The 24,057-nt window shown below is 71.0% G+C and carries 20 protein-coding genes and 1 tRNA gene; 8 read left to right on the top strand and 13 right to left on the bottom strand.

The features are described from left to right. Nucleotides 1–20: 20 nt before the first annotated feature. The gene (locus Actob_RS38720; RefSeq protein ID WP_284916936.1) at nucleotides 21–1,322 is read left to right on the top strand and encodes an outer membrane protein assembly factor BamB family protein; all 1,302 of its coding nucleotides are present in this window, start codon (nucleotides 21–23) and stop codon (nucleotides 1,320–1,322) included. Here Actob_RS38720 and prfA read toward each other — a convergent pair. Both prfA and rpmE read right to left on the bottom strand, forming a co-directional pair. Beyond that, entirely contained in the window at nucleotides 1,306–2,397 is a 1,092-nt protein-coding gene (gene prfA, locus Actob_RS38725; RefSeq protein ID WP_284916937.1) for a peptide chain release factor 1, read from the bottom strand. The genes Actob_RS38720 and prfA overlap by 17 nt on opposite strands. A gap of 83 nt (nucleotides 2,398–2,480) precedes the next feature. Then, nucleotides 2,481–2,705 carry a 50S ribosomal protein L31 gene (rpmE, locus tag Actob_RS38730; RefSeq protein ID WP_014694406.1) on the bottom strand — a complete coding sequence of 75 codons (225 nt, stop codon included), beginning with the start codon at nucleotides 2,703–2,705 and terminating at the stop codon, nucleotides 2,481–2,483. A gap of 199 nt (nucleotides 2,706–2,904) precedes the next feature. On the opposite strand from rpmE, the gene Actob_RS38735 reads away from it, so the two are divergent. From Actob_RS38735 to Actob_RS38745, 3 genes are read left to right on the top strand one after another with little or no spacing between them, the layout of a single operon-like run. Then, nucleotides 2,905–3,975 carry an RNA ligase gene (locus Actob_RS38735; RefSeq protein WP_284916938.1) on the top strand — a complete coding sequence of 357 codons (1,071 nt, stop codon included), beginning with the start codon at nucleotides 2,905–2,907 and terminating at the stop codon, nucleotides 3,973–3,975. Next, complete coding sequence (locus tag Actob_RS38740) at nucleotides 3,972–4,868, top strand: phosphatase domain-containing protein (RefSeq protein ID WP_284916939.1); 897 nt, start codon at nucleotides 3,972–3,974, stop codon at nucleotides 4,866–4,868. The genes Actob_RS38735 and Actob_RS38740 overlap by 4 nt, the downstream gene beginning before the upstream one ends. Before the next feature lie 2 nt (nucleotides 4,869–4,870). Further along, nucleotides 4,871–5,491 (top strand): RNA ligase family protein, encoded by a 621-nt coding sequence (locus tag Actob_RS38745; protein ID WP_284916941.1) that lies wholly within the window; start codon nucleotides 4,871–4,873, stop codon nucleotides 5,489–5,491. Here the strand turns inward: Actob_RS38745 and Actob_RS38750 are convergent. The 6 genes from Actob_RS38750 to Actob_RS38775 all read right to left on the bottom strand — a co-directional run bounded on the left by Actob_RS38750 (nucleotide 5,488) and on the right by Actob_RS38775 (nucleotide 15,378). Beyond that, complete coding sequence (locus tag Actob_RS38750; RefSeq protein ID WP_284916942.1) at nucleotides 5,488–6,075, bottom strand: hypothetical protein; 588 nt, start codon at nucleotides 6,073–6,075, stop codon at nucleotides 5,488–5,490. The two genes, Actob_RS38745 and Actob_RS38750, sit on opposite strands and share 4 nt — an antisense overlap. 9 nt (nucleotides 6,076–6,084) lie before the next feature. Continuing rightward, nucleotides 6,085–7,254: a nitric oxide synthase oxygenase gene (locus Actob_RS38755; protein WP_284916943.1), complete on the bottom strand. Its 1,170-nt coding sequence runs from the start codon at nucleotides 7,252–7,254 to the stop codon at nucleotides 6,085–6,087. 132 nt (nucleotides 7,255–7,386) lie between these two features. After that, the gene (rho, locus tag Actob_RS38760) at nucleotides 7,387–9,525 is read right to left on the bottom strand and encodes a transcription termination factor Rho (protein WP_284916944.1); all 2,139 of its coding nucleotides are present in this window, start codon (nucleotides 9,523–9,525) and stop codon (nucleotides 7,387–7,389) included. 295 nt (nucleotides 9,526–9,820) lie between these two features. After that, a complete protein-coding gene (gene thrB, locus Actob_RS38765) occupies nucleotides 9,821–10,765 on the bottom strand; it encodes a homoserine kinase (RefSeq protein WP_284916945.1) in 945 nt (314 codons plus the stop codon). Nucleotides 10,766–10,790: 25 nt separating this feature from the next. Then, nucleotides 10,791–12,041, bottom strand: coding sequence for an MFS transporter (locus tag Actob_RS38770; protein ID WP_284916946.1), 1,251 nt, complete (start codon nucleotides 12,039–12,041; stop codon nucleotides 10,791–10,793). Nucleotides 12,042–12,132: 91 nt separating this feature from the next. Beyond that, on the bottom strand, nucleotides 12,133–15,378 hold the full coding sequence (locus Actob_RS38775) for an efflux RND transporter permease subunit (RefSeq protein ID WP_284916947.1): 3,246 nt from the start codon (nucleotides 15,376–15,378) through the stop codon (nucleotides 12,133–12,135). A gap of 56 nt (nucleotides 15,379–15,434) precedes the next feature. Between Actob_RS38775 and Actob_RS38780 the strand changes: the two genes are divergently transcribed. Next, a complete protein-coding gene (locus tag Actob_RS38780; RefSeq protein WP_284916948.1) occupies nucleotides 15,435–15,962 on the top strand; it encodes a MarR family transcriptional regulator in 528 nt (175 codons plus the stop codon). A 25-nt stretch (nucleotides 15,963–15,987) separates the two neighbouring features. Here the strand turns inward: Actob_RS38780 and thrC are convergent, their stop codons facing one another. The 5 genes from thrC to argS all read right to left on the bottom strand — a co-directional run bounded on the left by thrC (nucleotide 15,988) and on the right by argS (nucleotide 21,845). Further along, nucleotides 15,988–17,037 carry a threonine synthase gene (gene thrC, locus Actob_RS38785; protein ID WP_284916949.1) on the bottom strand — a complete coding sequence of 350 codons (1,050 nt, stop codon included), beginning with the start codon at nucleotides 17,035–17,037 and terminating at the stop codon, nucleotides 15,988–15,990. 77 nt (nucleotides 17,038–17,114) lie between these two features. Beyond that, complete coding sequence (locus tag Actob_RS38790) at nucleotides 17,115–17,486, bottom strand: VOC family protein (protein ID WP_284916950.1); 372 nt, start codon at nucleotides 17,484–17,486, stop codon at nucleotides 17,115–17,117. After that, nucleotides 17,486–18,799, bottom strand: coding sequence for a homoserine dehydrogenase (locus Actob_RS38795; protein WP_284916951.1), 1,314 nt, complete (start codon nucleotides 18,797–18,799; stop codon nucleotides 17,486–17,488). The genes Actob_RS38790 and Actob_RS38795 overlap by 1 nt, the downstream gene beginning before the upstream one ends. Next, complete coding sequence (gene lysA, locus Actob_RS38800) at nucleotides 18,796–20,181, bottom strand: diaminopimelate decarboxylase (protein ID WP_284916952.1); 1,386 nt, start codon at nucleotides 20,179–20,181, stop codon at nucleotides 18,796–18,798. The genes Actob_RS38795 and lysA overlap by 4 nt, the downstream gene beginning before the upstream one ends. Before the next feature lie 2 nt (nucleotides 20,182–20,183). Next, a complete protein-coding gene (argS, locus tag Actob_RS38805; RefSeq protein WP_284916953.1) occupies nucleotides 20,184–21,845 on the bottom strand; it encodes an arginine--tRNA ligase in 1,662 nt (553 codons plus the stop codon). A gap of 86 nt (nucleotides 21,846–21,931) precedes the next feature. On the opposite strand from argS, the gene Actob_RS38810 reads away from it, so the two are divergent. The 3 genes from Actob_RS38810 to Actob_RS38820 all read left to right on the top strand — a co-directional run bounded on the left by Actob_RS38810 (nucleotide 21,932) and on the right by Actob_RS38820 (nucleotide 23,531). Further along, nucleotides 21,932–22,741 carry a DUF3105 domain-containing protein gene (locus Actob_RS38810; RefSeq protein WP_284916954.1) on the top strand — a complete coding sequence of 270 codons (810 nt, stop codon included), beginning with the start codon at nucleotides 21,932–21,934 and terminating at the stop codon, nucleotides 22,739–22,741. Then, complete coding sequence (locus tag Actob_RS38815; protein ID WP_284916955.1) at nucleotides 22,741–23,394, top strand: DUF305 domain-containing protein; 654 nt, start codon at nucleotides 22,741–22,743, stop codon at nucleotides 23,392–23,394. Before Actob_RS38810 ends, Actob_RS38815 begins: the two co-directional genes overlap by 1 nt. A 65-nt stretch (nucleotides 23,395–23,459) precedes the next feature. Further along, nucleotides 23,460–23,531, top strand: a tRNA-Arg gene (locus Actob_RS38820). The last annotated feature ends 526 nt before the right edge of the window (nucleotides 23,532–24,057 follow it).

Genomic DNA, 24,057 nt, shown 5'->3' on the forward strand with positions numbered 1-24,057 from the left:
CTCCTAGGATCGGCGACACCATGACGATGATCGAACTGGGCGACGTCAGCGAGCCCGCCGCACCCGGGCCGGAGGGTGCCGCGCCGTTCCGGCGCCGCACCCGGTCCCGGGCCGCGGCCGCGGTTCTCGCGGTGCTCTGCGCGATCGGCCTGACCGGCTCGGTGCGGCCCGGCCCGCCCACGGTCCGGCAGCTGTGGTCGATGCCGGTGCCCGACGGCGGATACCCGGACTACGTCGACGGGCAGGCGGTGCTGTTCCGGACCGAGCCGGGCGGAGCGGTGCTGACCGCCTACGACCTGGCCACCGGCAAGGTCCGCTGGGCCACCCCGATGGGACCCGAGCCGACCTGGACGATGCCGCGCGAGGCGGCCCACCGGCTCTACGTCGCCGATCACCTGAACACCCTGCTGGAGGACGGCAGCCCCGCGTTCTTCGCCTCGGCGACCGCGGCGCTGGACAGCCGCACCGGGGCGGTCAGCTGGCGGCACTCCGGCCAGATGATGGCCGGTGACGCGACGACCGCCCTCTTCGCCGACTGGGACGGCCGGGGCCGGATCGCCTCGCTGCACCTGGTCCGGGCCGCGGACGGGGTCCCGATCTGGGACCGCGCGATCGACCCGGCGCAGGCGCTGGTGGCCCCGGACTACCCCGCCGCGCCCGATCAGGTCGTCGCGGTCACCGCGGCCGGGACGCTCACCACGTTCCGGTACGCCGACGGCGAGCCGCTGGCCACCCGTCGGAGCAGCCCGCTCGCCCGCGAGCCCTGGATGGCGCTGATGACCGACGGCCGCCTCATCGACATCAGGTACGGCGCCGACCCCTCGGTGACCGCGTACCAGGCCGGCACCCTCACCGAGTTGTGGCACAGCTCCGGCCTGGGCCCGGACGTCAACGTGAACACCTGCGACCCGACGCTCTGCCTGGCCGACCGCGAGGTGCTGCACGTGCTCGACCCGCGGACCGGCGAGGAGCACTGGACGGCCCGGCAGACCGGCGCGGTGCCGATCGGCGCCGGCCGCCTGCTGGTCAACAGCAGCGGGATGAGCAACTCCCGGATCGTGGACGCGACGACCGGCCGGACCCTGACCGGCGTCGTCGACGGCACCGCGCTCTTCCCGCCCCGGGACGACGGCGCCCTGCTGGTGTTACGTCCATGGGGTTACCCGGACCTGCGAACGGCGGTCCTGCGACTGGACCCGGCCACCGGACGGACCACGCTGCTCGGCACGCTCCAGCGGCTGGCCGGCGACTGCCGGCCCGTCGGGCGTTACCTGACCTGCGTCGACGCCGACACCGTCCTGAGTGTCACTGACGTCGGCTGAGCTCGGTGTCCCCGGCCAGCCGGGCCTCCCGGTCGGCCGCGGCCAGCGCGTCCAGCACCCCGTCCAGCTCACCGCCGAGCACCAGGTCGAGGTTGTACGCCGTGTAGCCGATCCGGTGGTCGGTGATCCGGTTCTGCGGGAAGTTGTAGGTACGCACCCGCTCCGAACGGTCCACCGTCCGCACCTGCGCCTTGCGCGCGTCGCCGGCCGCCGCGTCCGCCGCCTCCTGGGCCTGCGCCAGCAGCCGGGAGCGCAGGATGCGCATCGCCGACTCCTTGTTCTGCAGCTGGCTCTTCTCGTTCTGGCAGCTCACCACGGTGTTGGTGGGCAGGTGCGTGATCCGCACGGCGGAGTCGGTGGTGTTCACCGACTGACCGCCCGGCCCGGACGACCGGTACACGTCGATCCGCAGGTCGCCGGGCTCGATCTGGACCTCCACGTCCTCCGCCTCGGGCAGCACCAGCACACCGGCCGCCGAGGTGTGGATCCGGCCCTGCGACTCGGTGACCGGGACGCGCTGCACCCGGTGCACGCCGCCCTCCCACTTCATCCGGGACCAGACGCCGTGGCCGCCCTCCGGCAGGCCCTTGGTCTTCACCGCTACCGAGATGTCCTTGACGCCGCCCAGGTCCGACTCCTGCGAGTCGATCACCTCGACCACCCAGCCGCGGCGCTCCGCGTACCTGGTGTACATCCGCAGCAGGTCGCCGGCGAACAGCGCGGACTCCTGGCCGCCCTCGCCCGCCTTGATCTCGATGATCACGTCCTTGGCGTCGCTGGGGTCGCGCGGCATCAGCATCTCGCCGAGCTTCTCCTCCAGCGCCGGGAGGGTGGCGGCGACCGCCTCGGCCTCACCGGCGAACGCCGGGTCCTCGGCCGCCAGCTCCCGGGCGGCGGCCAGGTCCTCGCGGGCGGCCTCCAGCTCGGCGTGCGCCGAGTAGATCGGCGCCAGCTCGGCGAAGCGCCGGCCGACCCGCCGGACCAGCGCCTGGTCGGCGTGGATCGACGGATCCTCCATCCGCTTCTCCAGGTCCGCGTACTCGGCGAGAAGCATGTTCAAACGGTCGTTGCTCATCGATCTCTCCAAGGTCTGCGGAAAAGCTGCCCCATGCGAACGGCGCCCGCCCCGGTTTCCCGGGACGGGCGCCGTTGAAGCAGTTACTTCTTCTTCGCGGCGTTGACCTTGGCGTACTTCGCCTGGAACTTCGCGACCCGGCCCGCGGTGTCGAGGACGCGCTGCTTGCCGGTGTAGAACGGGTGGCAGGCGCTGCAGGTCTCGACGCGGATCTCGCCGCCCTTGGCGGTGCTGCGGGTGCTGAAGGTGCTGCCGCAGGAGCAGATGACCTCGGTGGTCGTGTACTCCGGGTGAATGCCGCTCTTCATGTCTTCTCGGTCCCTCTCGATGGTGCGGGTCGCCGGGTCGCCCTGTGATGAGTGAGGACGGGAACCGGAACCCTTGCTGGCCGATGTACCAGTCTGCCAGATCCCGGTAGCCACCGGAAATCAGGAGGTGCAACTGGTTTCGCCATCGATAACGTGAGCGCCCTTCCCGGAATTCCCACCCCTGAAAGGCGCTCTGGCGATGACGCTCCTGCACGATGTCGTCGATCCGGTCATGCTGGCCGAAGCGGTCGGCAACGGGCTGATCCGGACGCAGCGCCACCCGCGCCTGCCGTTCACGATCTACAACTACACCGAGGCCTGTCAGTACAGCGGGGCGTGGACGCCGGTCACGCTCGCCTGCCGGGGCCTGATCGTGGACGCCGCCGGGCGCGTCGCCGCCCGGCCGCTGCGGAAGTTCTTCAACCACACCGAGCCGCAGGCGCCGGCCCTGGACGCCACCGCGAAGGTCACGGTGACCGACAAGGCGGACGGCAGCCTCGGCGTGATCTATCACGACGGCTCCGGCTACGCCGTCGCCACCAGGGGATCTTTCGCGTCCGACCAGGCGATCCATGCGACGGACATGTTGCGTACGCGATACCCGTCGTTCGTGCCACCGGCGGGCCTGACCGTGCTCGTCGAGATCATCTACCCGGGCAACCGGATCGTCGTGGACTACCGGGGGCTCGACGACCTGGTGCTGCTCGGCGCGGTGGAGATCGTCACCGGGCGCTCGCACGGGCCGGACGCCGTGCCCGGCTGGCCGGGTCCGGTGGTCGAGACGTTCGGTTACGCGACACTGGCCGAGGCGCTCGCCGCGCCGCCGCGCGACGGGCGGGAGGGCCTGGTCGTGCACTTCACCGACGCCGACCAGCGAGTGAAGATCAAGTACCCGGACTACGTACGGCTGCACCGCCTGGTGACCGGGCTGACGCCCCGTACCGTATGGGCGGTCCTGGCGACCGGCGGCGACCTGGACGTGCTGCTGGAGCCGTTGCCGGACGAGTTCCACGCCTGGGCCCGCGGGGTGGCCGCGGAGTTGACCGCCGAGGTCGACGCGCGTGCCGCTGCCGTCGAGGCGGCCTTCGCGGAGATCGTCGGCGGGCTGCCGGACGGGTGGGGCCGCAAGGAGTTCGCGCTCGCCGCGGTGCGCAGCCCGCACCGGGGTGAGCTGTTCCAGCGCCTGGACGGTCACGACTACCGTCCGGGCTTGTGGCAGCGGGTCCGGCCGTCGGCCGACCGGCCCGCTGCCGGAGGAGCCGGGGAATGACACGACTGTTGATCACGCGGGGCCTGCCCGCGTCCGGGAAGACCACGTTCGCCCGCAAGCTGCAGCCGGGCGTGGTCCGGGTCAACCGGGACGACCTGCGCCGGATGCTGCACGGCGAGCGCCTCTTCACCCAGTGGGCGGAGGCGCAGGTGACGCACGCGCAGCGGGCCACCGTCGAGGCGCTGCTGCGCGCCCGGGCGAGTGTCGTCGTCGACGACACCAACCTGCGGGCCAAGGTGGTCCGCGAGTGGGCCGAGATGGCCGCCCGGTTCGGCGCGTCGTTCGAGGTGCACGACTTCACCGACGTCCCGCTGGCGGAGTGCCTGCGGCGGGACGCCGACCGGCCGGAGGGCGACCGGGTCGGCGAGGGGGCCATCCGCCGGATGCACGAGCGCTACCTGGCCGGCCGGAACGTGCCGCTGCCGGTCCCGTTCGTCGACCCGGGCGGGCCGGGGCTGGTGTACGAGCCGGATCCGGAGCTGCCACCGGTGGTGCTCGTCGACATCGACGGGACCGTCGCGCTGATGACCGGGCGGAGTCCGTACGACTGGAGCCGGGTCGGCGAGGACGCCCCGAACCCGGCGGTGATCGCGGCGGTCCGGGCGATGCACGCGGCCGGGCACGCCATCGTCTTCTGCTCGGGCCGGGACGCGGTGTGCCGGGAGGAGACGGAGGCGTGGCTGGAGTTGTTCGTCGGGGTGCCGTACGAAGCCCTGTTCATGCGCCCGGAGGGCGACAGCCGCAAGGACGCGGTGGTCAAGCGTGAGATCTTCGACCAGGAGATCCGGGACCGCTGGCGGGTCGTCGGGGTGTTCGACGACCGCCGGCAGGTGGTACGCATGTGGCGTGCGCTCGGCCTGACGGTGTTCCAGGTGGCGGAGGGGGACTTCTAGAGGTGAGGAAGTATCCGCGGACGTTCCATCTACCCGATTCCCCGGGTGCCTCGGCCGACGACCGGATCCAGCCGGACCTGTCGTGGCTGGACGGCGAGCTCGTGGTGACCGAGAAGATGGACGGCGGGAACCTCACCTTCACCCGGGACGCGATGTACGCGCGCTCGGTCGACTCCGGCACCCAGCCCTGGGACCGGCCGGCCAAGGCGCTGTGGGCGATGACGTCCTGGAAGATCCCGGACGGCTGGCGGGTCTGCGGCGAGTCCATGTGGGCCCGCCGCAGCGTCGCCTACACCGACCTGCCCGGGGTGTTCCTGGTCTTCGGCATCTGGGACGAGACCGACACGCTGCTGGGCTGGGACGACACCGTGGACTGGGCGCGCCGGCTGGAGCTGCCGATGGTCCCGGTGCTGTATCGCGGGGGCAGCCTCTCCGAGGCCCGCGCGGCCTGGGCGGCGCAGCGCGGCGCGGACGACTCGGAGGGGTTCGTGGTCCGGGCGGCCGGGCGCATCCCGGTCGCCGAGTTCCCGGTGAAGGTGCTGAAATGGGTTCGCGCGGACCACGTCCGCACCGAGGCGTCCTGGCGCCACCGCGACGATTTCGCGGTGAACGAGTTCGCCTAGGCCGGCGGCCACTGGGCGGCCAGCGCGGCCCACCAGGCCTCCGACTCGGCCAGCGTGGTGGCGCGGAACGATGCGGCCCGCGGTTCGCCGTTCAGCCAGCAGATCTCGTAGCCGGAGTCCTCCTTGTCGAGCAGGCAGCAGGCCGCCCCGGCCTCCTCCGCCAGGCCGGTGAACAGGCGCCGCACGCTGGGCGAGCGTTCGAACAGCAGGCTCATCCCGGTGGTGGCGGCGGTGAAGTTCAGTTCGGCGTATCCGGGGCGGTGTCCGCCCGCGAAGTAGACGGTCAGGTAGATGTAGCCGATAGCGGCCCGGTCACCACCCGGCTCGTCGAGGAACTCGCGGATCTCGTCGTCGCCGACCTCGAACATCAGCGAGGTGTCCAGGTTCAGGTTGCGCCCGTCCGAGCAGTCGACCGGATCGCCCCGGAAGTTCGAGGTGAACGGAACGGTGAGCCGGGCGCCGCCGGGCAGGACGATCGGCGTGGCCGCCTTCTCCCCCGGTGGCGCGAGGTCCACGACGGCTTCCAGGGCGCGGCGGACCCGGGAGGCCGGGAGGTGGATTTCGTACGCATAGTCCAAACCCATCCGGACAAACTACTGATGATGCGGGCATCTCCGCATACCCTCCCGCGCCAGCGCGGCCGCCTCGTCGTCCAGATAGAAGTTCGGCCGCAGGTCGAGCTCCTGGTAGTAGCGGTGGAAGACCGGAGTGATCCCGCCGGACATCGGCGGCACGATCCAGGTCCAGTCGGCCGGCACCGGGCGGCCGGCCTTCTCCTCGTTGCTCAGGTGCTTGAGGAAGCGCTGCGACTCGGTGTGGTGGTCGCTCATCTTCACCCCGGCCTGCTCGAAGCTGTGCAGCACGGCCCGGTTCAGTTCGAGCAGCGCGGTGTCGCGCCACAGCGTGGACTCCCGGCTGGTGTCCAGGCCGAGCCGGGCGGCCAGCAGCGGGAGCAGGTCGTACCGGTCGGCGTCGGCCAGGTTCCGGGCGCCGATCTCGGTGCCCAGGTACCAGCCGTTGAACGGGGCGAGCGGATAGTGCACGCCGCCGATGGTCAGCCGCATGTTGGAGATCGCCGGTACGGCGTGCCACCGCAGCCCCAGCTCGGTGAACCAGGCGTACTCGGGGTGGGTGATCGGCACCTCGCGGATGGCGCGCTCGGGCAGCTCGTAGAGCCGGATCCCGTCCGCCGGGGTCTCGATCACCAGGGGCAGCACGTCGAACGCCTCCCCCTTGCCCTGCCAGCCGAATGCCCGCACGGCGGTGGTGAACTCGCGCAGCCGCGGGTCGCCGACCGACTCGCCGTCCTCGGTGCGGTACCCGGCGTACCGGATCAGCTGCTCGTTCCACACCCGGGCGTACGGCCGGCCCGGCTGGGCCGGTGCGAAGACGCTGATCACCGGCCGGATCTGGGTGTCCCCGGCGGTCCGCAGGTGCTGCACCAGCAGCGAGTAGATCTCGTCGGCGGTCCGGGCCCGGCGCCGGTCCAGCACCAGCAGGCTGCGCCAGTACAGCCGGCCGATGCACCGGCTGGCGTTGCGCCAGGCCATCCGGGCGCCGTGGGTCAGCTCGTCCGGGGTGTGCGCGTAGGTGCCGGTCGCGGCGATCTGCGCGCGGACGATGGCCAGGCGTGCCTCGACCGGGCCGAGCCGGGGGTTCTCGGTGTAGCACCGGCGCAGGAAGTCCTCCGCCTCACCGGGGTCGACGGGGGCGTCCGGATCCCACGGCTCGGTCGGGTGGTCCCGGTAACCGGGCACGATCATCGGGTCCTCCGGCGGATCGAGGGATGGGGATACCGGAGGTTCGCACGACCGCGTATGGGCCGAATCAGACAACCTGTGCGATAAAAGCCGCGAGGCCCACCCGATCGGGTGGGCCTCGCGGCTTTTACGCGTTTACTCGCCTGGTGTGGACTTGGCGATCTGCATCAGGAACTCGATGTTGGTCCGGGTCTGCTTGAGCCGGTCCAGCAGGAGGTCCAGAGCCGCGCCGGACTCCAGCGAGCTGAGCACCTTGCGGAGCTTGTGGATGATCGCCAGCTCCTCCTTGCCCATCAGGATCTCTTCCTTACGGGTACCGGAGGCGGAGACGTCGACGGCCGGGAAGACCCGCTTGTCGGCGATCTTCCGGTCCAGCTTGAGCTCGGCGTTGCCGGTGCCCTTGAACTCCTCGAAGATCACCGTGTCCATCATGGACCCGGTCTCGACCAGCGCGGTGGCGAGGATGGTGAGCGAGCCACCATTCTCGATGTTGCGCGCCGCGCCGAGGAACCGCTTCGGCGGGTAGAGCGCCGTCGAGTCGATACCACCCGACATGATCCGGCCGGAGGCCGGCGCCGCCAGGTTGTACGACCGGCCCAGCCGGGTCACCGAGTCGAGCAGCACGACCACGTCGTGGCCCAGCTCGACCAGCCGCTTCGCCCGCTCGATGGCGAGCTCGGCGACGGTGGTGTGGTCCTGCGGCGGCCGGTCGAACGTGGCCGCGACGACCTCGCCCTTCACCGAGCGCTGCATGTCGGTGACCTCTTCCGGACGCTCGTCCACCAGCACCACCATCAGGTGGCACTCCGGGTTGTTCCGGGTGATGGCGTTCGCCAGGGCCTGCAGCACCATCGTCTTACCGGCCTTGGGCGGCGAGACGATCAGCGCGCGCTGGCCCTTGCCGATCGGCATGACCAGGTCGATGACCCGGGTGGTGAGGATGTGCGGCTCGGTCTCCAGCCGCAGGCGCTCCTGCGGGTAGAGCGGGGTGAGCTTGTAGAACTCGGGACGCCGGCGGGCCTCCTCGGGCTCCATCCCGTTGATGGTGTCCAGGCGGACCAGCGGGTTGTACTTGTCCCGCCGCTGCTCGCCGTCGCGCGGGGCGGAGCGCACCGCGCCGGTCACCGCGTCGCCGCGGCGCAGGCCGTACTTCTTCACCTGCGACATCGACACGTAGACGTCGTTCGGGCCGGAGAGGTAACCGGTGGTCCGGACGAACGCGTAGTTGTCCAGCACGTCGAGGATGCCGGCCACCGGCACGAGCACCTCGTCGTCGGCGACGTGCGGCTCGCGGCCACCGTCGCGCCGGTTGTCCTCGCGCGGGTTCTCGTCCCGGTCGCGGCCCCGGCGGCGGTCCCGGAAGCGGCTGCGCCGGCTCCGGCGGCCACCCTCGCCGTCGTTGTCGTCGTCATCGTGACCCTGGTCGGCGCGCGGACCGCGGTCGCCGGACCGGTCGTTGCGGTCGTTGCGGTCGTTGTTCCGCTCACCGCGCTCGGCCCGCTCACCGCGCTCGCCACGCTCGGTGCGCTCACCGCGCTCGGTCCGCTCACCGCGCTCGGTCCGCTCACCGCGCTCGGTCCGCTCGACCCGCTCGGTGCGCTCGGTCCGCTCGCCACGCTCGGCACGCTCCCCGCGATCGCCCCGCTCGCCGTCGCGCTGGTTGCGCTGCCGGTCACGGTTCCGCTCGCCGCGCTCGGGGCGGTCGCCCCGCTCGGTGCGCTCGGTGGTGTCGGCCGGGGCGGCCTCGGTGGTCGCGACGGCCGGAGCCGGCGTGACCGCGGCGGCCGGAGCCGGGGCGGTCTCGACGGCCGGTGCGGCGGCTGCCGGGGCGGTCTCGCGCGGCGCCGGCTCACGGACGGCCCGGTCACGGCTGCGCCGGGACGGGCGCTCCGCGGCCGGAGCGGCCTCGGTCGCCGCGGCGGCCGGAGCGGCGGCTGGGGCGGTCTCGGCCGGGGTGGCTGCGGTCTGCGGCTTCTCGGCCGGGGCCGGCTGGGCGGGGGCGGCGGCCGGGGCGGCCTCGGTCCGCGGCCGGGGAGCCGGCTCGGCGGCGGCGGAGCCACCGCTCTGCCGCTCGGTGATCGCGGTGATCAGCTCGCCCTTGCGCATCCGGGCGGTGCCGGAGATGCCCAGGGAGGCGGCGAGGCTCTGCAACTCGGGCAGCAGCATCGCGGACAGCCCGGTGCCGCCTCGGCGGCGCTTCGTGGCGGTCGCGGTGGTGCCGGCGCCGTCAGCGACGTCAGAAACACCCGACGTCACGTCGGTGGTGTCGCTCAATGGATTCCTTCCGTCGGAAAAACCCGAGTCCACCCGGAACTGCAGCCTGGGCCGGGTGCCCTCGGAACCCGCTTCGCAGCAGCGTCGCGGGAGTTTCGTGCAGCACGGCAGCTCGACGGTTTCCCTGCCTGCCGGACTGTGACAGGTAGGTCTCGGCGAGTGCAGCGATCTATGACTGCTGAGCGGCGTAAGCCTTGGTGAGAGCTGAGACGAGCCTGCACGGCCCAGAAATCTCGGGGGTGCGCCGAACCGCAGAGATCGCTTGCTTCGCGGCTGTGCTAGGTCTAGAGCGTAATCAACTCTTGCGACCTGCGGCAACAGGACCCCGCTCGGCGTGTTCCACCATACCCCCTTTCACAACAGCACCGGCACCGTCCACGCCCAGCACCTCGCTGTGCCAGTGCGCGCCCGGGTGGAAATCGCCCGGGACCTCGGTCAATGCCAGCACGGTCGGCCCCGCGCCACTGACCACCGCGGCGACACCCACCGACCGCAGCGCCGCCACCAGGGACGCCGTGCCCGGCATCCCCTCGGCCCGGTAGCCCTGGTGCAGCCGGTCCTCGGTGGCCGGGAACAGCAGGGACGGATCAGTCGTCAGGGCATGGACGAGCAGCGCGGACCGACCGGCGTTGAAGGCGGCGTCCCGGTGCGGCACCTCGGACGGCAGGGCGGCGCGCGCGGTCGCGGTATACCCTCGCTCGGCCGGGACGAAAACCGTCGGGCGTACGCCGTCGGCCGGCGCCAGCCGCACCGCCCGCGCGCCGTCCGGCCCGGTCCAGGCCACCGTGAAGCCACCGAGCAGGCAGGGCGCCACGTTGTCCGGATGGCCCTCGAGGCGCGCGGCGATCCGCAGCGCGGCAGCGTCGTCGATCAGCTCCGTGCCGCCCACGACCAGGCCGCGGGCCAGCTGCACGCCGCCCACGATGGCCGCCGAGGAGCTGCCCATGCCCCGCGCCTGCGGGATCCGGTTGACGCAGGAGACGGCCAGGCCGGCGGGCCGCTCGCCGAGCTCGTCGAAGGTCGCCAGCATGGCCCGCACGACCAGGTGCGTCTCGTCGGCCGGCAGCTCACCGGCACCCTGGCCGCTGACCTCGACGGTGCACCCGGACCCGGTCACCCGGGCGGTCAGGTCGTCGTAACGGGTCAGCGCGAGGCCCAGCGTGTCGAACCCCGGACCCAGGTTGGCGCTGGTGGCCGGGGTGCTGACGGAAACCGGTGCGGTGACGAAGGTCAGGCCCATCGCCACATGCTAGAACTTGATCATCTCAGGGCGACTGCCGCGCCCCGGGTATCTCATTCCCGGCCACCGATCGGCGGGCCAGGCCGCGGGTGGCCAGCCACCAGCCGATCGCGTACCCCACCGTGATCAGGCCGCACACCGCCAGCACCACGGACTGGTCGACGTGGTCGACGACGGCGCTCGCGCCCAGCTGGCTGACCGCGATGGCCAGCGTCGCCAGCATCATGTCGGTGGCGAAGACCCGGCCGCGCAGCCGGTCGGGCACCTCGGCCTGCAGCGCGTAGTTGCTGAGCACCCAGTTGGTGCCGCCGGCGAAGTGCGCGACGAAGACCAGCAGCAGCACCAGCGGGAACCACGGGGCCCAGGCCACCCCCAGGTAGCCGAGACCGTACAGGCTCATCGACAGGGCCAGTCCGGTGAACATCCAGGCCGGGCGGGCCAGCACCGGCCGCATCACGAACGGGCCGACCAGCGCGCCCAGGCCGCGGACCGCGAAGAGCAGCCCGGCGCCCAGCGGGCCGACCCCGTGCGCGGCCGCGATCAGCGGGAACACGGTCAGCACGCCGTTGCCCAGGCCGACCGCCGACTTCACGGTGACCAGGGCCCGGATCCGGGGCCGGGCGGCGATGTAGCGCAGCGCCTCGCGCAGGGCACCCCGCGAGGCCGCCGGCGCGCCCACGGCGGCGCGCTCCGCCTGCAGCGGGCGGCGGACCAGCGCGGTCAGGAGGCTGCCCGCCAACAGGCAGACGGCGGTCACGGTGAAGCTGGCGTACGGCCCGAACGCGCTGCTCACCACGCCGCCGAGGGATGCCCCGAGAACGGTCATGGTGCCCCACGCCGAGCCGGCGATCGCGTTGGCGGCCGGCAGGTCGGCCGGATCCACCACGTTCGGCAGGGCGGCCGAGCTGGCCGGCTGGTAGAACGCCTTGGCGACGGCCATCGCCCCGATGGCGACCAGGGCGAGCGGGGCGGTGGCCGCCGACCGGACCGCGAACAGCAGCAACACGGCGAAGAAGGCGGCCAGGTTCGCCGCGATCAGGATCTTCCGCCGGTCCAGGCGGTCGGCGACGGTTCCGGTGTACGGCAGCAGCAGCGCGTTGATCCCGGTGTCCACGGCCAGCACCAGGCCGCCCCAGAAGCCGCGCCCGGTGAGCTCCGGGAGCAGCACCAGCAGGGGCACCATGACGAACCAGTCGGCCCCGAAGACCACCAGCTCAGCGGCGAACAGACGGCGGAAGTCGCGATTGCGGGTAAGGACCGAGAGCGTTGCTGGCACGTACAGAATCTACGACGCGCGGAAACAGCGGGTGCCCGGCGGGAGACGCCGGGCACCGCTCTTCCTTATTTCTTGCTTATTTCTGTACGCCCTACTCCGGCTTCGCCGGGCCCTTCGGCATCTTCAGCACCTCGAACTGGTCGGTGTACCCGCGCAGCGCGCCGTTCCCGGCCGGCGTCGCGTCGTCCGGCACGGTGACCGGCTCCTCGGCGGCCGGCCCCGGCACGGCCGGCTCCCCGGCGGCCGGCGGCGTGGCCGGGGCGCCGCCCCGGGCGATCCGCTTGGCCTCGCGCTTCGCCTTCCGCCGCTCCTTGCGCCGCTCGACGATCGTGTAGAGCGCCGGGACCAGCACCAGGGTGAGCAGCGTGGAGCTGACCAGACCACCGATCACCACGATCGCCAGCGGCTGCGAGATGAAGCCGCCCTCGCCGGTCAGGCCGAGCGCCATCGGGATGAGCGCGAAGATCGTCGCGATGGCGGTCATCAGGATCGGCCGCACCCGGTGCCGGCCGCCCTCGATCACCGCCTCCTGCACGCCCATGCCGGCCGCCCGGTAGTGGTTGATCAGGTCCATCAGCACGATCGCGTTGGTGACCACGATGCCCACCAGCATCAGCACGCCGATCAGGGCCGGCACGCCGAGCGGGGTACCGGTGGCCAGCAGCAGGCCGATCGCGCCGGTCGCCGCGAACGGGATGGAGACCAGCAGGATGATCGGCTGCAGGATGCTGCGGAACGTCGCCACCATGATGATGAAGACGATCGCGATGGCCGCCAGCACGGCGAGGCCGAGCTGCTTGAACGCCTCCGCCTGGTCGGCGCTCACGCCGCCGATCGAGTACGAGGCGCCGGGCGGCAGGGTCAGCGCGTCCAGCTTCGTGGTCAGGTTCTTGGTGACCTCGGTGAGGTTCGAGCCGGTGACCGTGCCGGTGACCGTCACGGTGCGGTTGCCGTCCGTCCGGGTCACCTGCTCCGGGCCGTTGACCTGCTTGACCTCGGCGACCCGGCTGAGCGGCACCGGACCCTTGGCGGTGGTCAGCGGCAGGTTCTCCAGCGCCGCGGTGTCGGCCGGCGCGGCACCGAACGAGATCACCACGTCCTGGCTGGTGCCGTCGATCGAGATCTGACCGGCCGGCGCGGAACGGAACATCCCGGCCACGCTCTGGCCGATCTGCGCCTCGGTGAGCCCGGCCTGGGCGGCCGCCTTGCGGTCCACCACCACGTCCAGGCGCGGGACGCTGGCCGCCAGGCTGCTGTCCACGTCGGCGACCCCGCCGACCTCGGACATCGCCTTGCTGACCTGCTCGGTGGCGCCGCTGAGCGCGTCGCTGTCGGCGGCGGTGACCTCGACCGACAGCTGGTTGCTGCCCAGGCCGGAGCTCTCCTCACCGATCTTGATCTCGCCGGCGCCGGTCAGCTTGGCGAACTCGTCGCGCAGCTGGTCGGAGACCTCCTCGGCGTCGGCGTCCTCGTCGAGCGCCACCTGGAAGCTCGCGGTACCGGCGCCGCCGCCCCCGGCGAACGGGTTCGCCGAGTTGCCACCGACGGTGACCTGATAGGTGGTCACCTCGTCGCGGTCGGCGAGAATCGCCTCGACCTTCTTGGCCGCCTCGTCGGTGGCCGCCAGGCTGGTGCCGACCGGCATCTCCTGGTTGATCGTGATGCTGTCCTGGCCGGAGGAGTCCAAGAAGTTCGTCTTCAGCGCCGTCGAGAGGCCGAACGTGCCGATCAGCACCGCGATGCCGATCAGCACGGTGGTCCAGCGGCGGGTGGTGGCGAACCGGATCACCGGCAGGTAGGAGCGCTGCAGCGGGCTGCGCGCCTCCTTCTCCTCGGCCGCCTTGCGGATCGCCTCGTTGTCGGCGTCCGCGGCCGGCGGCTTGAGGAACCAGTAGGCCAGCACCGGCACCACTGTCAGCGACACGAACAGCGAGGCCAGCAGGGCCACCGTCACGGTGATCGCGAAGGACGCGAAGATCTGCCCGACCAGGCCGCCGACCAGCGCGATCGGAGCGAAGACGGCGACCGTGGTGAGGGTCGAGGCGGTCACCGCGCCGGCCACCTCACGGACCGCCGCCAGGATGGCGTGGACCTTCTCCTCGCCGTACTCCAGATGTCGTTTGATGTTCTCCAGGACGACGATCGAGTCGTCCACCACCCGGCCCACCGCGATGGTCAGCGCGCCGAGGGTGAGCAGGTTCAGGGTGAAGTCGCCGACCCAGAGCGCGATCAGCGCGATCAGCACGGAGAGCGGGATGGAGACCGCGGTGACCAGCGTCGAGCGGACGCTGAGCAGGAAGATCAGGATGACCACCACCGCCATCGCCAGGCCGAGCAGGCCCTCGGTGGTCAGGCTCTTGATCGACCGCTCCACGTAGGGCGCCTGGTCGGTGATCACCGTGAGCTTCGCGCCGGTGTCCTTCTCCAGGTCGTCGAGCATGTCCCGGACCTGGTGCGAGATCTCCACCGGGTTGCCGTCCGGCCGCGCGGTGACGGCGATGCCGAGGCTGTCCACGCCGTCGGTGCGGGTGTACGACTCGGCGGCCGGCAGCTTGCTCTCCACCTTGGCGACGTCACCGAGGCGGACCGGGCCACGCGAGCCGGTCAGGTAGACGTCCTGCAGCTGCGCGACGGTGGTGATCGGGGTGCCCACCTGCACGGTCAGCGACTTGGTGCCGTCGGTGACCGCGCCGGCCGGGATGGAGACGCCGTTGGCCTGCAGCACGGTGGTCAGCGAGGCGGGGCTGACGCCGGCCGCGCCCATCTTGGCCAGGTCCGGCGTGATCACCACCTGCTTGGCACGGGCGCCGGTGACCTGGGTGTCGCGGACCCCGGTGATGCCGTTCAGCTCCGGGACCACTGTTTCGTTCAGCTTGCCGAGCAGGTCGTTCTCGTCGGTCCCGCCGGAGGCGGCGAGCACGATCGCCGGGATGTCGTCGGTACCGCCGGCGAAGACCTGCGGGTCGACGTCGTCCGGCAGCTGTGACTGGATCCGGTTGATCGAGGTGGTGACCTGGTTGACGGCGGATGCGATGTCCGTGCCGTACTCGAACATCACCACGACGCTCGACACGTTCTCCCGCGAGGTGGAGGTGACCGTGTCGATGCCGTCGATGCCTTTCACCGCGTCCTCGAGCGGCTTGGTGACCTGCTCCTCGACCGTCTCCGGCGAGGCGCCGGGCAGCACCGCGCTGACGAAGGCCGCGGGCAGCTCGATCGACGGGAACAGCTGCTGTTTCAAGGACGGGATCGCATAGAGGCCGAAGCCGCTGATCACTATCGCGATCAGGGCGACGAGACCTCGGTTGGCAAGGCTGAGCCGTGTCAGAGCTGACATGGGCGCTCCCCCGAGATAATTTCGTCCGACACTGATAGTTTGCCTGACGCGAACAAATGGTTTTCGATGGGGGCCTCTTGGTACCGTCCGTCATCGGACCGACCCACCACGGCCATCAGCACGTCACTAAGGAGCGGGCGCTGAGCGAGAAGGAAAAGCTCATCGCGGAGATCATGGGTGCGCAGATCCGTTTGCAGCACCTGTTCGCGGACGATCGGTCCGATCCGCTCTTCTCGTCACATCTGACGATGTCCCAGTTGAAAATACTCTTGCTGCTGTCCCGCCACGGCACGTTGGCGGGCGGTGAGCTGGCCCGGATGGTGGGGGTCGGCGCCGCCGCACTGAGCGGCATGATCGACCGCCTGGTGGTGCAGGACCTGGTGACGCGCACGGAGGATCTGCACGACCGGCGGATCCGCCGGATCGGGCTGACGAAAGCGGGCACCAAGCTCATCGACGGCATCATCACGGCCGGCATGACGAAACACCGCCAGCTCCTCAGCCGGCTCACAGCCGAGGAACTGACGGTGGTGTCCCAGGCGATGGAGATCCTGGTCCGCGAGGCGGGATCGGGCCAGGTCTAGGACCTTCGCGACGACCCCTTTGATCTCAGGCCAGGTCGAGGGCCTTCGCGGCGATCAGGGCGTCGTTGGCGATCACGGTCGGCGACGGCGCGGTGGAGATCGCCCACTCCGGGTCCTTGAGCCCGTGCCCGGTGACCGTGCAGACCACCCGGGACCCGGCCGGGATCTTGCCGGCCGCCGCCTGCTGGAGCAGGCCGGCCACGCTGGCCGCGCTGCCCAGCTCGACGAAGACGCCGACCTCCCGGGCCAGCAGGCGGTACGCGTTCAGGATGTCCCGGTCGGTGACCGCCGAGATCAGGCCGCCCGAGGCGTCCCGGGCGTCCAGCGCCTTGGTCCAGCTCGCCGGGTTGCCGATCCGGATCGCGGTGGCGATGGTGGACGGCTGCTCGACCACCTTGCCGGTGACGATCGGGGCCGCGCCGGAGGCCTGGAAGCCGTACATCCTCGGCAGCCTGGTGCTGTTGCCGGCGTCCTTGTCCTCCTGGTACCCCATCCAGTACGCGGAGATGTTGCCGGCGTTGCCGACCGGCAGGCAGTGGATGTCCGGAGCGTCACCGAGCGCCTCGACGATCTCGAAGGACGCCGTCTTCTGCCCGTGCAGGCGGAAGATGTTCACCGAGTTGACCAGGGCGACCGGGTAGTCCTGGGACAGTTTCGAGGCGAGCGCCAGGCAGTCGTCGAAGTTGCCGTCCACCTGGAGCAGCCGGGCCCCGTGCACCAGGGCCTGGGCCAGCTTGCCCAGCGCGATCTTGCCCTGCGGCACCAGCACGGCGCAGGTGATCCCGGCGCGGGCAGCGTACGCCGCGGCCGACGCCGAGGTGTTGCCGGTGGACGCGCAGATGATCGCCTTGGCGCCCTCCTCGACCGCCTTGGAGACCGCCATGGTCATCCCCCGGTCCTTGAACGAACCGGTCGGGTTGGCGCCCTCCACCTTCAGGTAGACGTCGGCGCCGATCCGCTGGGAGAGCACCGGCGCCGGCACCAGCGGCGTGTTGCCCTCGTGCAACGTGACCACCGGGGTGGCCTCGGTCACCGGAAGCCGGTCCCGGTACGCCTCGATCAATCCCCGCCACATGGCCGCACTCCCTCACTCACACCGGGCAATCGCGCACAGCGTGCCCGAGACATCCGGTCTCTGGGACCGGAAGTCCATTATTCAGGACGGTGACACACCGCTTCGACGTTGTTGCCGTCCGGATCGCGGACAAAAGCGCCGTAATAGTGCTCGTGGTACTCCGGGTGCAGCTTCGGCGTGTGCAGCACCTCGGCACCGGCGGCGGTGGCGGCCGCGAAGAACGCGTCGACGGCGGCCCGGTCGGCGGCCGCGAACGCGATGTGGCTCTCCCGGAACCCGTCGCCCTCGTTCAGCTCGCCGAGCCAGAAGTCGGCGTGGTCGCCCGTGCCGTACCCGATGGCGACCCCGAAGTCCATCAGCCGCCGGCCGCCCAGCGGGGCCAGCACCGCGTCGTAGAACGCGGCGCTCGCCGCCAGATCGGCACACTGGAAACCCACGTGGTCGAGCATCAGCCGGCTCCTCCCTCGACCCGCAGCACGCTCGCGATCGAGCGGACGATGTCCAGACCCGCCAGCGACTCGACGGTCGCCGCCAGCGCCGCGTCCGGGGCGCTGTGCGTCACGATGACCAGCTTCGCGTCGTCCGCCCGGCCGGACTGGCGGACCGTGGCGATGGACACCTCGTGCTGGGCGAAGACCCCGGCCACGGTGGCCAGGACGCCCGGCCGCTCGGCCACGTCGAGGCTGATGTGGTACCGGGTCATCGACTCGCCGATCGGGCGGACGGTCAGCTCGGCGTAGTTGCTCTCGCTGGGCGCCCGGGTGCCGGTGAGCTTGTTGCGGGCCGCCGCGACCAGGTCGCCGAGCACCGCGCTGGCGGTCGGGCGGCCACCCGCGCCGCGGCCGTAGAACATCAGCGGACCGGCCGCCTCGGCCTCGACGAACACCGCGTTGAACGCGTCGCCGACGCTGGCCAGCGGGTGGGTCAGCGGGATCATCGCCGGGTGGACCCGGACCGAGACGGTGCCCTCCCCGTCCGGGCCGTTACGCCGCTGCGCGATGCACAGCAGCTTGATGGTGCAGCCCATCTCCTTGGCGCTGGCCATGTCGCCGGCGGTCACCCCGGTCATCCCCTCGCGGAACACGTCCGCCGCGGTGACCCGGGTGTGGAACGCCAGCGAGGCGAGGATGGCGGCCTTGGCGGCGGCGTCGAAGCCCTCCACGTCGGCGGTCGGATCGGCCTCCGCGTACCCCAGCTCGGTGGCCTCCTCCAGCGCCTCGTTGAAGCCGGCGCCGGTGGCGAACATCGAGGAGAGGATGTAGTTGGTGGTGCCGTTCACGATGCCGGTGACAGCGGTGACCCGGTCGCCGTGCAGCGACTCGCGCAGCGGGCGCAGCAGCGGGATGGCACCGGCCACGGCGGCCTCGTAGTAGAGATCCGCCCCGCCCTCGGTGGCCGCGTCGTGCAGCGTGCCACCGTCCTCGGCGAGCAGCGCCTTGTTCGCGGTGACCACGCTCTTGCCAGCCCGCAGCGCCTCGACCAGCCAGGTCCGGGCCGGCTCGATGCCGCCCACCACCTCGATCACCACGTCCACGTCGTCCCGCTTGATCAGGCCGAGCGCGTCGGTGGTGAACAGCGCCGGGTCGATCGGCAGGTCGCCGCGCTCCCGGCCGAGCCGGCGCACGGCGATGCCGGCGATCTCGAGCGGAGCGCCGATCCGGGCGGTCAGGTCGCCGGCCTGCTCGTGCAACAGCCGGACCACTTCAGTGCCGACGGTGCCGCAGCCGAGCAGGGCGAGGCGGACCGGTTTGACTGCGCTCATCCAACATCCAATGCAAGCAGGTCGTCCTCGGTCTCGCGCCGCACGATGACGCGGGCCGCGCCGTCGCGCACGGCCACCACGGGCGGCCGAGGAACGTGGTTGTAGTTGCTGGCCATGCTCCGGCAATAGGCACCGGTACCCGGCACGGCAACAAGATCTCCGGGCTGCACGTCGCTGGGCAGGAATTCATCCTTCACGACGATGTCCCCGGACTCACAATGTTTTCCCACAACGCGGGCGAGCATCGGCTCGGCGTCGGAGCGCCGGTTCGCCAGGGTGGCCGAGTACGACGCGTCGTAGAGGGCGGTCCGGATGTTGTCGCTCATCCCGCCGTCCACACTCACGTACGTCCGGATCCCGTCCACGTCCTTGACCGTGCCCACCTCGTAGAGGGTGAAGACGGCCGGCCCGACGATCGCCCGGCCCGGCTCGATGGACAGGTGCGGCACCCGCAGCGAGGCCAGCTCGCACTCCGACTCGACGATCTTGTTGATCCGCTTGGCCAGGTCGCCGGGCGTCGACGGGTCGTCCTGCGTGGTGTACGCGATGCCGAACCCGCCGCCCAGGTCGAGTTCCGGCAGCTCCACCCCGCGCGCGTCGCGGACCTGCGCCTGCAGTTCCAGGATCCGCCGGGCGGCCACCTCGAACCCGCTGGTGTCGAAGATCTGCGAGCCGATGTGCGAGTGCAGCCCGCGCAGGTCCAGCACGCCCTCGTCGAGGATCTGCGCGCAGGCCGCGAACGCCGCGCCACCGGCGAGCGAGAAGCCGAACTTCTGATCCTCGTGCGCCGTCGCGATGAACTCGTGGGTGTGCGCCTCGACGCCGACCGTGACCCGGACCAGCACGCCCGGCCGCTTGTTCAGCTCGCGGGCCAGCTCGGTCAGCCGGGCGATCTCGTGGAACGAGTCGACGATGATCCGGCCGACGCCGGCGTCCAGCGCCCGGCGCAGCTCGGACTCCGACTTGTTGTTGCCGTGGAAGCCGAGCCGCTCCGGCGGGAAACCGGCGGCCAGCGCGACGGCCAGCTCGCCGCCCGAGCACACGTCGAGGAAGAGACCCTCCTCCTCGACGATCCGGACGACCGCTTTGCACAGGAACGACTTGCCCGCGTAGTAGACGTCCGCGCCGGCGAACGCGGCGGCGAACTCACGGCAGCGGCCCCGCAGGTCGTCCTCGTCGAGCAGGTAGGCCGGGGTGCCGTAGCCGGCCGCCAGCTCGGCCACCTGCACGCCACCGACCTGCAAAGCGCCGGCATCGGTGCGGGTCACGGTCCGCGGCCAGAGTTGCGGCACCAGGGCGTTGACGTCCTCCGGGGTACGCAACCAGGCCGGCCCGCGGTTGCCGAGGTCGCCGTGCAGCGCCCCGGCCTCGTGTGCGCGCATGCTTACATCCTCTCCGGAGCGGAGACCCCGAGCAGGGCCAAACCGTTTGCGATCACCGTACGGGTGGCCTCGACGAGCCAGAGCCGCGCAACGTTCACGTCGGTGGCCGGCTCCTCGCCCTTCGGTACCACCTGGCAGGCGTCGTAGAACCGGTGGTAGTCGGTGGCCACCCGCTCCTCCAGGTAGACCGCGATCCGGTGCGGCTCGCGCAGCTCGGCGGCGGTGGCCACCACTGCCGGGAACTGGCCGAGCGTCTTGAGCAGGTTGTTCTCCCGCTCGTGGGAGAGCAGCGCCGGGTCGTAGGTCTCGCCGCGGGTGATCCCCTTGTCGGCGGCGTTGCGCAGGATCGAGCAGATCCGGGCGTGCGCGTACTGGACGTAGAAGACCGGGTTGTCGCTGGAGTGCCTGGTGATCTCCTCGATGTCCAGGGTCAGCATCGAGTCGGTGGAGGAGCGGGCCAGCGAGTACCGCGCGGCGTCCGCGCCGACCGCCTCGAGCAGCTCGTCCAGCGTGATGATGTTGCCGGCCCGCTTCGACAGCCGCACCGGCTGGCCGGCCCGGACCAGGTTGACCAGCTGGCCGATCAGGATCTCGATGTTCTTGTCGGGGTCGTCGCCGGCACACGCGGCGATCGCCTTGAGCCGCCCGATGTAGCCGTGGTGGTCGGCGCCGAGCAGGTAGACGCAGCGGTCGAAGCCGCGCTCCCGCTTGTTGATGTAGTACGCCGCGTCGGCCGCGAAGTAGGTCTTCTCCCCGTTCGACCGGATCAGCACCCGGTCCTTGTCATCGGTGAAGTCGGTGGTGCGCAGCCAGATCGCGCCACCGTCCTCAAAGATATGGCCCTGCTTGCGAAGCTCGTCGATGGCGTGCTCGACGGCACCGCCCTCGTGCAGCGTCTTCTCCGAGAACCAGACGTCGAAGTGCACCCCGAAGCGCTCGAGGCTCTCCCGGATCTCGGTCAGCATCAGCGCGTAGCCCCGGGACCAGAAGATCGGCAGCGCGGTCTCGGCGGGCTGCCCGGCCAGTTCCGGCTGCTCGCCGAGGATCCGCTGGGCGATCTCGCCGATGTAGTCGCCGCCGTAGCCGTCCTCCGGCGCCGGCTGGCCGTTCGCGGCGGCGAACAGCGACCTGGCGAACCGGTCCACCTGGGCGCCGGCGTCGTTGATGTAGTACTCGCTGGTCACCTCGGCGCCCGCGGCGGACAGCACGCGGCGCAGCGAGTCACCGACCGCCGCCCACCGGGTGTGCCCCAGGTGGATCGGGCCGGTCGGGTTCGCCGAGACGAACTCCAGGTTGATCTTCTGCCCGGCGAGCTGCTCATTGCTGCCGTAGGCGGCCCCGGCGGCCACCACCAGGCCGGCGACGGCACCGGTGACGGCGGCGTCCAGCCGGATGTTCAGGAAGCCCGGGCCGGCGATCTCCACCGCCTTGATCCCGTCACGCCGGCCCAGCTCCTCGGCGAGCGCGGCGGCCAGCTCACGCGGCGCCACCCCGACCTTCTTGCCCAGCTGCAGGGCCAGCGTCGAGGCGTAGTCGCCGTGCTCGGGGTTGCGGGGCCGCTCCACCGCCGTGGTCGCGGGCAGCGCGGCCAGGTCGAGGCCACGCGTCTCGAATACGGCACGAGCAGCTGAGAGAACGGTGTCAGCAAGGTTGGCGGGAGTCACCGGGCCATGCTATCGGGGGTAGACTTCAGCGTTCGGCGGCCACCCGAGCCCCGCCCTTCCCCTTTTTGACGAATCGACGAGGCACGATGAGCATGAGCACGCCGGGGCCCGAACGGGTCCCGTCCTCCGTGAAGGTCGGCAAGACCACCGGCCAGGGTAAGCCGCCCACCGGTAAAACCACCGGAAACACCACCGCTTCCGACCGGCAGGGCGCCAAGAGCGGCAAGAAGGGCCGCAAGCCGGTCTCGCCGGTCAAGGTGTCAGGCGGGCGCAACTGGGGCCCGATCGCGGTGGCCGCTGCCGTCGTCCTGATCGCCGCCGGCATCATCGGCTACGGCGTGTACGCCTCCGTCCAGGGCTCCCGCGACTGGACCGACAAGCTCGCCGACATCTCCGGCGTGGTCAACTACCGCGCCCAGAAGAACCCGAAGATCGACGACCGGACCCACAAGGACGGCGCGCAGACGTACGTGACCAGCCCGCCGGTCGGCGGCGCGCACAACCAGAGCTGGCAGAACTGCATGGGCGACGTCTACACCGAGCCGATCGCCAACGAGCACGCGGTGCACAGCCTCGAGCACGGTGCGGTCTGGATCACGTACAAGCAGGGCCTCGCCGCCGACCAGGTCGACGTGCTGAAGAAAAAGGTCGAGGGCAAGGACTACATGCTCATGTCGCCCTACGCCGGCCTCGACAAGAACGTCTCCGTCCAGGTCTGGGGCTACCAGCTCAAGACCGACGACGTGAACGACGACCGGATCGACGACTTCATCTCGGCCGCCCGGATCAAGGCCTCGATGGAGCCCGGTGCGGCCTGCTCCAGCGGCAACACCACCACCGGTCCGATCACCGCGGGCGCCGGCAACGGCACCGGCATGGACTCGGCGGGCAGTTGATGGTTCAGGACGTCGCCTCTCCGGACGCCGCCCCGGCGTCCGGAGAGGCGCCGGCGCTGCGACGATTCGGTTACGCCGCCGTCGCCGTACTCCTCGTCGGCATCCTGCTCGGCACCGCGATCGGCCTGGTCGTCCCGCGATTCCGGACGCCTGCCGACGACTCGGTCGAAGCCGGCTTCTTCCGCGACATGTCCAGCCACCACGCCCAGGCCGTCGAGATGGCGATGGTGGCGCACGCCGCTTCGGGCACCCCGGGCATCGTCACCCTCGCCGCCGACATCGCTACCACCCAGCAGGCCCAGATCGGCTACATGCAGGCCTGGCTGCGTGACTGGGACCTCAGTCCGACCAGCGACCAGCGGCCGATGGCGTGGATGCCCGACTCGGCCGGCTCGGTGGTCAACGGCCTGATGCCCGGCATGGCCACCCCGGAACAGCTCGCGTCGCTGCGCCGAGCCACCGGTAAGCAGCTGGACGTCCAGTTCCTGACCCTGATGCGGGCCCACCACCTGGGCGGCATCCACATGGCCCAGGAGGCGGAGAAACTCTCCGACGACAAAGACGTCGACTGGCTCGCCGACAGCATGGTGACCGCCCAGCAGGGCGAGATCCAACTCATCGACGACCTGCTCAAGCAGGCCCAATCCGGCTGACCGCCGACACGGCGGTACCGATTGGCGGTGGCCCCAGAGGGCCTGCTAGGCTTCTGAACCACTGGGCCCCCGTAGCTCAGGGGATAGAGCGTCGCCCTCCGGAGGCGAAAGCGCAGGTTCGAATCCTGCCGGGGGCACAAAGCAATAGGTTCCCCCCATGTTCCACTGAGAGCATGGGCCGCGTGGCCGGTGCCGTCGAGTTCGACGGGCTGAGAAGCCACGGTCGGCATCCTGAATGGGTTCCCGGCATGGGGCGACAGCTATCCGAAGATGACTTCTGCCGATGAGCCCGATGTGTTGGGGTCCGTGCAGCTAGAAATATCTCACGCCATTCGGCATCGGCAATTTCGTCGACCGGTAGCGGCTGCACGGACCGATTTCCTCGACCGGTAGCGACTGGTCCTGCACCGGCCCGGTTTCCCCGACCGGGTAGCGACTGTAGCGACTGGTCCTGCACCGGCGTGGTTTCCTCGACCGGGTAGCGACTGGTCCTGCACCGGCCTGGCTTCCTCGGTCAGCAACCGGTGCCCGCGCCGACCGGTCAGCACCAGCCCGATCCAACACCCAGCGCGCCCCGGCCCACGCCTGCCGCCTCACCGGCCAACCGGGATGCCCGGCAGCCTCACCGGCCAGCTGAGAGATCCCGGCCGCCTCACCGGCCAT

It is taken from the genome of Actinoplanes oblitus (assembly GCF_030252345.1).
Lineage (GTDB): Bacteria > Actinomycetota > Actinomycetes > Mycobacteriales > Micromonosporaceae > Actinoplanes > Actinoplanes oblitus.

Coding starts and splice junctions, on each gene's coding strand:
- Actob_RS38720 (WP_284916936.1), top strand. CDS start 21: ATGACGATGATCGAACTGGGCGACGTCAGCGAGCCCGCCGCACCCGGG.
- prfA (WP_284916937.1), bottom strand. CDS start 2,397: ATGAGCAACGACCGTTTGAACATGCTTCTCGCCGAGTACGCGGACCTG.
- rpmE (WP_014694406.1), bottom strand. CDS start 2,705: ATGAAGAGCGGCATTCACCCGGAGTACACGACCACCGAGGTCATCTGC.
- Actob_RS38735 (WP_284916938.1), top strand. CDS start 2,905: ATGACGCTCCTGCACGATGTCGTCGATCCGGTCATGCTGGCCGAAGCG.
- Actob_RS38740 (WP_284916939.1), top strand. CDS start 3,972: ATGACACGACTGTTGATCACGCGGGGCCTGCCCGCGTCCGGGAAGACC.
- Actob_RS38750 (WP_284916942.1), bottom strand. CDS start 6,075: ATGGGTTTGGACTATGCGTACGAAATCCACCTCCCGGCCTCCCGGGTC.
- Actob_RS38755 (WP_284916943.1), bottom strand. CDS start 7,254: ATGATCGTGCCCGGTTACCGGGACCACCCGACCGAGCCGTGGGATCCG.
- thrB (WP_284916945.1), bottom strand. CDS start 10,765: ATGGGCCTGACCTTCGTCACCGCACCGGTTTCCGTCAGCACCCCGGCC.
- Actob_RS38775 (WP_284916947.1), bottom strand. CDS start 15,378: ATGTCAGCTCTGACACGGCTCAGCCTTGCCAACCGAGGTCTCGTCGCC.
- Actob_RS38780 (WP_284916948.1), top strand. CDS start 15,435: ATGGTTTTCGATGGGGGCCTCTTGGTACCGTCCGTCATCGGACCGACC.
- thrC (WP_284916949.1), bottom strand. CDS start 17,037: ATGTGGCGGGGATTGATCGAGGCGTACCGGGACCGGCTTCCGGTGACC.
- Actob_RS38790 (WP_284916950.1), bottom strand. CDS start 17,486: ATGCTCGACCACGTGGGTTTCCAGTGTGCCGATCTGGCGGCGAGCGCC.
- Actob_RS38795 (WP_284916951.1), bottom strand. CDS start 18,799: ATGAGCGCAGTCAAACCGGTCCGCCTCGCCCTGCTCGGCTGCGGCACC.
- lysA (WP_284916952.1), bottom strand. CDS start 20,181: ATGCGCGCACACGAGGCCGGGGCGCTGCACGGCGACCTCGGCAACCGC.
- Actob_RS38810 (WP_284916954.1), top strand. CDS start 21,932: ATGAGCATGAGCACGCCGGGGCCCGAACGGGTCCCGTCCTCCGTGAAG.
- Actob_RS38815 (WP_284916955.1), top strand. CDS start 22,741: ATGGTTCAGGACGTCGCCTCTCCGGACGCCGCCCCGGCGTCCGGAGAG.